This is a genomic window from Nocardiopsis lucentensis DSM 44048 (assembly GCF_000341125.1).
GTDB classification, from domain to species: Bacteria; Actinomycetota; Actinomycetes; order Streptosporangiales; family Streptosporangiaceae; genus Nocardiopsis; species Nocardiopsis lucentensis.
On record NZ_ANBC01000178.1, the window covers coordinates 1 to 5,665 of the forward strand.

Consider the following 5,665-nt stretch of genomic DNA (forward strand, 5'->3'; position numbering starts at 1 on the left):
GGCGTACCACCATCCGTCGGTGTCGCGGCGCATGAGGTGGTCGGTGTCGTCGGCGCGCAGGCGGACGCGGTCGGCGTGGGGCGCCCAGACGGCGAAGTCCCCGTGGACGCCGAGGCCGGCGGCGGTGTTGGTGTCCCGTTCGCTCACGCGGGGTGGCCTACCCCGCACCGGCGGTCCTCACCCTTGACCGGCGGTTCCTCCGTCGGTCAGCGCGGCCGGTAGACGTGGAGGCGCACCGAGGCCGTGACGGGCGTCGGCTCGGGCAGGCCGTCGACACGGGCGCGCAGCTCGCCGGGGCCGATGTGGCGGGCGCTGGGGCCCATGCCGACGACGGTGGCCGCGTCGTCGTGGGTCAGGTCCATGGTGAAGCGCAGTTCCCGCTCCCCGGTGGGTGTGAAGTGTCCGTGCAGCCCCTCGGCCAGGCGTTCGTCCTTGCGGGGGTCGACATCGAGCAGGCCCAGAGGGGAACGCAGCTCGGCGAGGTGGTCGACGGCGGGCGTGACGACGACCAGGACGCCGTCGGGGCGCAGGACCCGGTGGAACTCGGCGGCCGAGCGCGGCGCGAACACGTTGAGCAGGGCGTCGACGCTGTCGGCGCGCAGTGGCAGTCCGCGCCAGGCGTCGGCTGTGACGGCTCCTGCGCGCGGGTGGGCGCGCGCGGCGTGGCGGGCGGCGAACTTGGACACGTCGAGGGTCAGTCCCACGGCGTCGGGCAGGTCGGTCAGGACCTGGGTGAGGTAGTGGCCGGTGCCGCCGCCGACGTCGGCGACCAGGGGCGCGGCACGGCCGCCGAGCTCGCGGCGGAGGGCCTGGGCCAGGGCCGCGCCCATGGGGTCGTAGTGTCCGGCGCGCTGGAAGCGGAGCCGGTCGGCGACCATCTCCTTGCTGTCCCCGGTGCCGGGCGGGGTGGCGCCGCTCAGGAGGCTAGCGTAGCCCTCGCGGGCGACGTTGAAGCTGTGCCCGGCGGCGCACTCCAGGCCGCGCTGCCCGGTCTCCAGGCCGGCGCCGCAGGTGGGGCAGGCCAGGGCCGCGGCGACGGCGTCGGGCATGCGCAGCCTGGGACCGGTGCGGTGTGGGGTGTCGGTGGGCGCCATGATCGTTTCAGCCTACCGAGTCGTCCGCCCCCGGCGGGACCGGTGGACCCCGACCGGGGACGGGGTCAGATCGGCTGGAAGGAGTCGAACGCCTGGGCGCGCCACTCGGCGTCCTGAGCCCACACGCCCTCGTTCGAGGCCCACGCCACCGTGTAGTGCTCTCCCGGCGCGGCGGCGATGTTGCGCGTCAGGATGTGCCGCGCGGTCCCGGCGTCGTTCCAGGTGAACTCCCATTCGGCCGCTGAGTGGAAGGAGGTCCGGGAGGTGACGTCAGCCACCCGGATCCGCTCGTAGCCGGTGAGCCGGTTCCCCTCGGCGGAGGCCCGCTCCTGCTCCAGCACGTGCGCGTACTCGTCGTCGGTGGGATGGGGGGTCTGGTCGATCTGGAGGTAGGCGTCGTTGGCGGGCGAGTCGTAGAAGACACTGGCGCCGTCGGTCCGCCGGATCCAGCCGTCGGGCACCAGGACGGCGAACCCCTCAGGATCGCGGGTCCAGGTCATCCCCGGGGCGGCGGGGTCGTCGGCGGCGGCCTCGTCAGCGGTGCCGTCGACCTCCTCGGGGGACCCGGCGCCGGACGTCTCCTCAGCGGCGGTGGACGTCCCCTCGGCGGATGAGGACGCCTGGTCGGCCTGCCCCGCCTGGACGATCCCGGCCCCGTCGTCTCCCTGGGGGACGAAGACCACGGCCGCGGCCACGACCACCAGGGCGGCCAGTCCCAGGGTGAGCACCACCACGGGCCAGGACAGGCGCCGCTCCCGAGCGGGAGGGGCAGCGGAGCGCGGGAGGGTGTCCCCGGCGGGCACGGGAACCGTTCCGGCGGGGAACGCGCCCGGAACGGGCGCCGGGGCGGTCGCCGCCACCGTCGTGTCCTCCCCGGCGGCGGCCTCCAGCAGGCGGCGGCAGGCGGCGGCGTCCATCCGCCGTGCCGGGTCCTTGACCAACAGGCCCTGGACGGCCGCGCCGAGCGATCCAGGCAGTACCCGGGGCGGTTCGGCGGTGCTGACGGCGTGCAGGGTCGCGGGGATACCGTCACGGCGGAACGGCGAGACGCCCGTGGCCGCCTGGTACAGGGTGGCGCCCAGGGACCACAGGTCACTGGCGGGGCTGGCCGGGGCCGAGGCCAGGCGTTCGGGGGCCAGGTAGGCGGGCGAACCCATGACACCGGCGGTCTGCGTGACGACGGCGGTGTCGGAGATCGCGGCGATGCCGAAGTCGGTCAGCACCACCCGCCCGGTGCCGGTGACCATGACGTTCTCGGGTTTGACGTCGCGGTGCGTGATGCCCTGGGCGTGCGCGGCCCCCAGCGCGTCGAGCAGGTCCAGACCCCAGGCGGCCACCCGGCGGGCCGGTGCCGGTCCCTCCCGTCCCACCAGTCGGTGCAGTGACTCACCGGTGAGGAACTCCATCACGATCCAGGGACGTCCGTCCTCCTCCAGGATGTCGTGCACGGTGACGATGTTCGGGTGCTGTCCCATCGCGATGGCCTGCGCCTCCCGGCGCGCGCGGGCCGCCGTCCGGGCGCGGTCGGCCTCGTCCAGTCCCGGACCCAGCAGGATCTCCTTGATCGCGACGGTCCGGTTGAGTTCGGTGTCGCGCGCCCGCCATACCCGCCCCATCCCCCCGCGGCCGACCTCGGCCAGCAGCTCGTAGCGCTCACGCAGCAGGGCACGGGATGCGGTCAAGGGGGACTCCTCTGTGCGGGGAGGGGAACGAAGGCCCGGAGGGGGAAGTGCACGCGGGGGCGGGGCGTCCGGGCCCAGTGTACGGAGGATCGTGTCCGGGGCCTCACCCGCGGACCAGGACCGCCACCGGGTAGTGGTCGAGCAGGTCGGCCAACGGGGCGACGGTGTAGCCGTCCGCGCGCACCGGGGCCAGGGACCGGCCGGTGAGCCGGTCGGTCCACGTTCCGGGGCCCGACGGCAGGGGCAGGCCGGTGTCGCCCCATCCGCCCTCGGCGGCCAGGGCGAGCGGCAGGCGGGTGGCGACGGCCACGACGTCGGGCCGGTGCCCCCCGGAGGAGGTGCGGGCGAAGGCCAGGGCGTGCCGGGCGGCGGGCCCGGTGGCGGTGATCGGGAGGTAACCGGTGGGACGGAGTTCGCGCCGCAGCCGCAGGCAGGCGCGGACGAGGTGGAGTTTGGCGGCGCCGGAGTCGTCGACGGGCGGACGCCAGCCGCGTTCGACGCGTTCGAGGAGCGCGGTGCGGGTGGCCCAGTCGACGGGTCTGCGGTTGTCGGGGTCGACCAGGGACAGGTCCCACAGTTCGGTGCCCTGGTAGACGTCGGGGACGCCGGGGCCGAGGAGTTGCAGGACCTTCTGGCCGAGGGAGTTACTCCATCCGGCGTCGCGGACGGTGTCGACGAACGCGGCGACCTCGGCGCCGAGGTCGGGGTCGCCCAGGACGTGGGCGGGCCAGGCGCGGACGTGGTCCTCGAAGTCGGGGTCGGGGTCGGTCCAGGAGGTGCCGAGGCGGGCCTCGCGGGCGGCCTTGAGCAGGTGGTCGGCCAGGCGTTGTTCGCTGATCGGCCAGGCGCCGACGAGGGTCTGCCACCCCAGGAGGTTGAGGGAGGGCTCGGGCAGGGGGCGGCGGGCGGTCCAGCGGCGGACGGCGTCGGCGAAGTCGCCGGCGGCCTCGGACACGGCGGCCAGGCGGGCCCGCACGTCCTCCGAGCGCTTGGTGTCGTGGGTGGACAGGGTGGTCATGGTGTGCGGGACGGCGGCCTGGCGGTGGGCGGCGCGGGCGTGGAACTCCTCGGGGGTGACCGCGATCCGGGAGGGGTCGCCGCCGACCTCGCAGGCCGCCGTGAACCAGGTGGAACGGTAGAACGCGGTGTTCTCGGTACCCATGGCGGTGACCATGCCGCTGGTCTGCTGGATGCGGCGGGCGGGTTCGCCGCCGGGGTCCGCGCGGACGCGGCGGTCGATCACCTCGAGGTCGAAGGCGAGGTCGGGGCGGCGGTCGATGGCGCGGTGGACGGCGCGCGTCCAAGCGTCCTCCGCCTCGGGCAGGTAGGAGCGGTAGACGTCGAAGGAGCACAGGAGCTCGGCGACGGCCTCCTCCCGCTGACGGACGGCCATGGCGGAGGGACGGGGGGTCGTGTCGGGCGGTTGGGCGGGCAGCAGGGCGGCGATCCGGCCTACCTCAGCACGTAGGAGGCGGGTGGCGGCCTGACGGCGAGCGCGGGTGTCGACGCGGTCGGTGTCGGTGTCCACGCCCTGCTCGACGGCCAGGGCGGTGAGCGCGGGTTCGCCGTCGGGGTCGACGAAGACCCCGCACACTTCGCGCAGCGCGTCGTATCCGGTGGTGCCGTCCACGGGCCAGGACTGGGGTGGGTCCTCACCGGGAGCGAGGATCTTCTCGACCACGACCCACCCGTCGAAGCGCTCGGTCAGTCGGCGCAGGTAGCCGCCCGGGTCGGTGAGCCCGTCGACGTGGTCCACCCGCAGCCCGTCGAGCTGTCCCAGGTCGGCCCAGCGCAGGATCTCCGCGTGCGCGGCGTCGAACACGCCCGGTTCCTCCACGCGGACGGCGGCCAGTTCGCTGACGTCGAAGAAACGGCGGTAGGTGAGTTCGGCGTCGCCGCGCCGCCAGGACACCAGCCGGTAATGCTGGCGTTCGTGCACCTGGTCGGGGGTGTCGCCGGGGGCGAACGTGCCCGGCGCGATGGGATAGCGCTTGTCGTGGTAGGCCAGGCAGTCGTCGGCGACGGTGAGGGCGTCCAGGGCCGCGCGGCCGCCGTCGCCGTCGTCGGCCAGGACGGGGATCAGAAGGGGACCGGCGTCGAAGTCGATGTCGAAGCAGCGCGCGTGGACCGCGTCGCGGCCGTGCTTGAGCACGTCCCACCACCACGGGTTGGCGGCCGGGTCGGCGACCGACATGTGGTTGGGGACGATGTCGACGACCACCCCGACGCCCAGGTCGTGCGCCTTGGCAGCCAGGGCCTCGCGAGCCGTGTCGCCGCCGAGGGCGGAGGAGACGCGGGTGGGGTCGACCACGTCGTAGCCGTGCTGGGAGCCGGGTGCGGCGGTGAGCAGGGGGGACAGGTAGACGGCGCCGACCCCCATTCGGCCCAGGTGGTCGAGTAGGGCCGCGGCGTCGGCGAGGTTGAACCCGGGCCGCAGCTGGAGGCGGTAGGTTGACGTCGGCGCGGCCGTGACGGTCGTGTCGTGTGCGCTCTTCACGCAGGACCCCTGCCCGCGCCGTGCGCGTGTCATGCACGTGGCGTGGCGCGCGGGGTGAGCGGCATCCCACACGGAGCCGTGTTGGGCGTGTGTGCCTGGTGGTGGTTAGACTCGTCGGCGGTCTCCCATCACCAGCGACGACGCTCCCGAGAGCGGTCGCGCGGTGGTGCGCGGGGGTCGTGTCCTCGTGACCGTCCCCGAGACGACGGGTGTCCGGGCGTGCGTCCGCCGGACGCGCCCGCGCCCACCGACACCGACGAGAGGGTTAGAAGCAGTCGTGCTCCCGTCCAACAAGCGCTCCCAGTCCCCCGTCCGGCGCCGTGTCGCCCCGCACCGGGGCGCGGCCTCGGCCGCGCTGGCCGGTCTGATGCTGGCGACCACCGCCTGCGGCA

3 protein-coding genes are annotated in these 5,665 nt (G+C 74.6%); all 3 read right to left on the reverse strand.

Annotation, left to right across the window (positions count from 1 at the left end; all coding sequences use genetic code 11):
• Window positions 1–206: 206 nt before the first annotated feature.
• The 3 genes from D471_RS0105880 to treY all read right to left on the reverse strand — a co-directional run bounded on the left by D471_RS0105880 (window position 207) and on the right by treY (window position 5,306).
• Complete coding sequence (locus D471_RS0105880) at window positions 207–1,094, reverse strand: putative RNA methyltransferase (protein ID WP_017597768.1); 888 nt, start codon at window positions 1,092–1,094, stop codon at window positions 207–209.
• Window positions 1,095–1,159: 65 nt separating this feature from the next.
• On the reverse strand, window positions 1,160–2,776 hold the full coding sequence (locus D471_RS0105885) for a serine/threonine-protein kinase (RefSeq protein ID WP_017597769.1): 1,617 nt from the start codon (window positions 2,774–2,776) through the stop codon (window positions 1,160–1,162).
• Window positions 2,777–2,879: 103 nt separating this feature from the next.
• Window positions 2,880–5,306 carry a malto-oligosyltrehalose synthase gene (treY, locus tag D471_RS0105890; RefSeq protein ID WP_083924132.1) on the reverse strand — a complete coding sequence of 809 codons (2,427 nt, stop codon included), beginning with the start codon at window positions 5,304–5,306 and terminating at the stop codon, window positions 2,880–2,882.
• Window positions 5,307–5,665 lie beyond the last annotated feature (359 nt).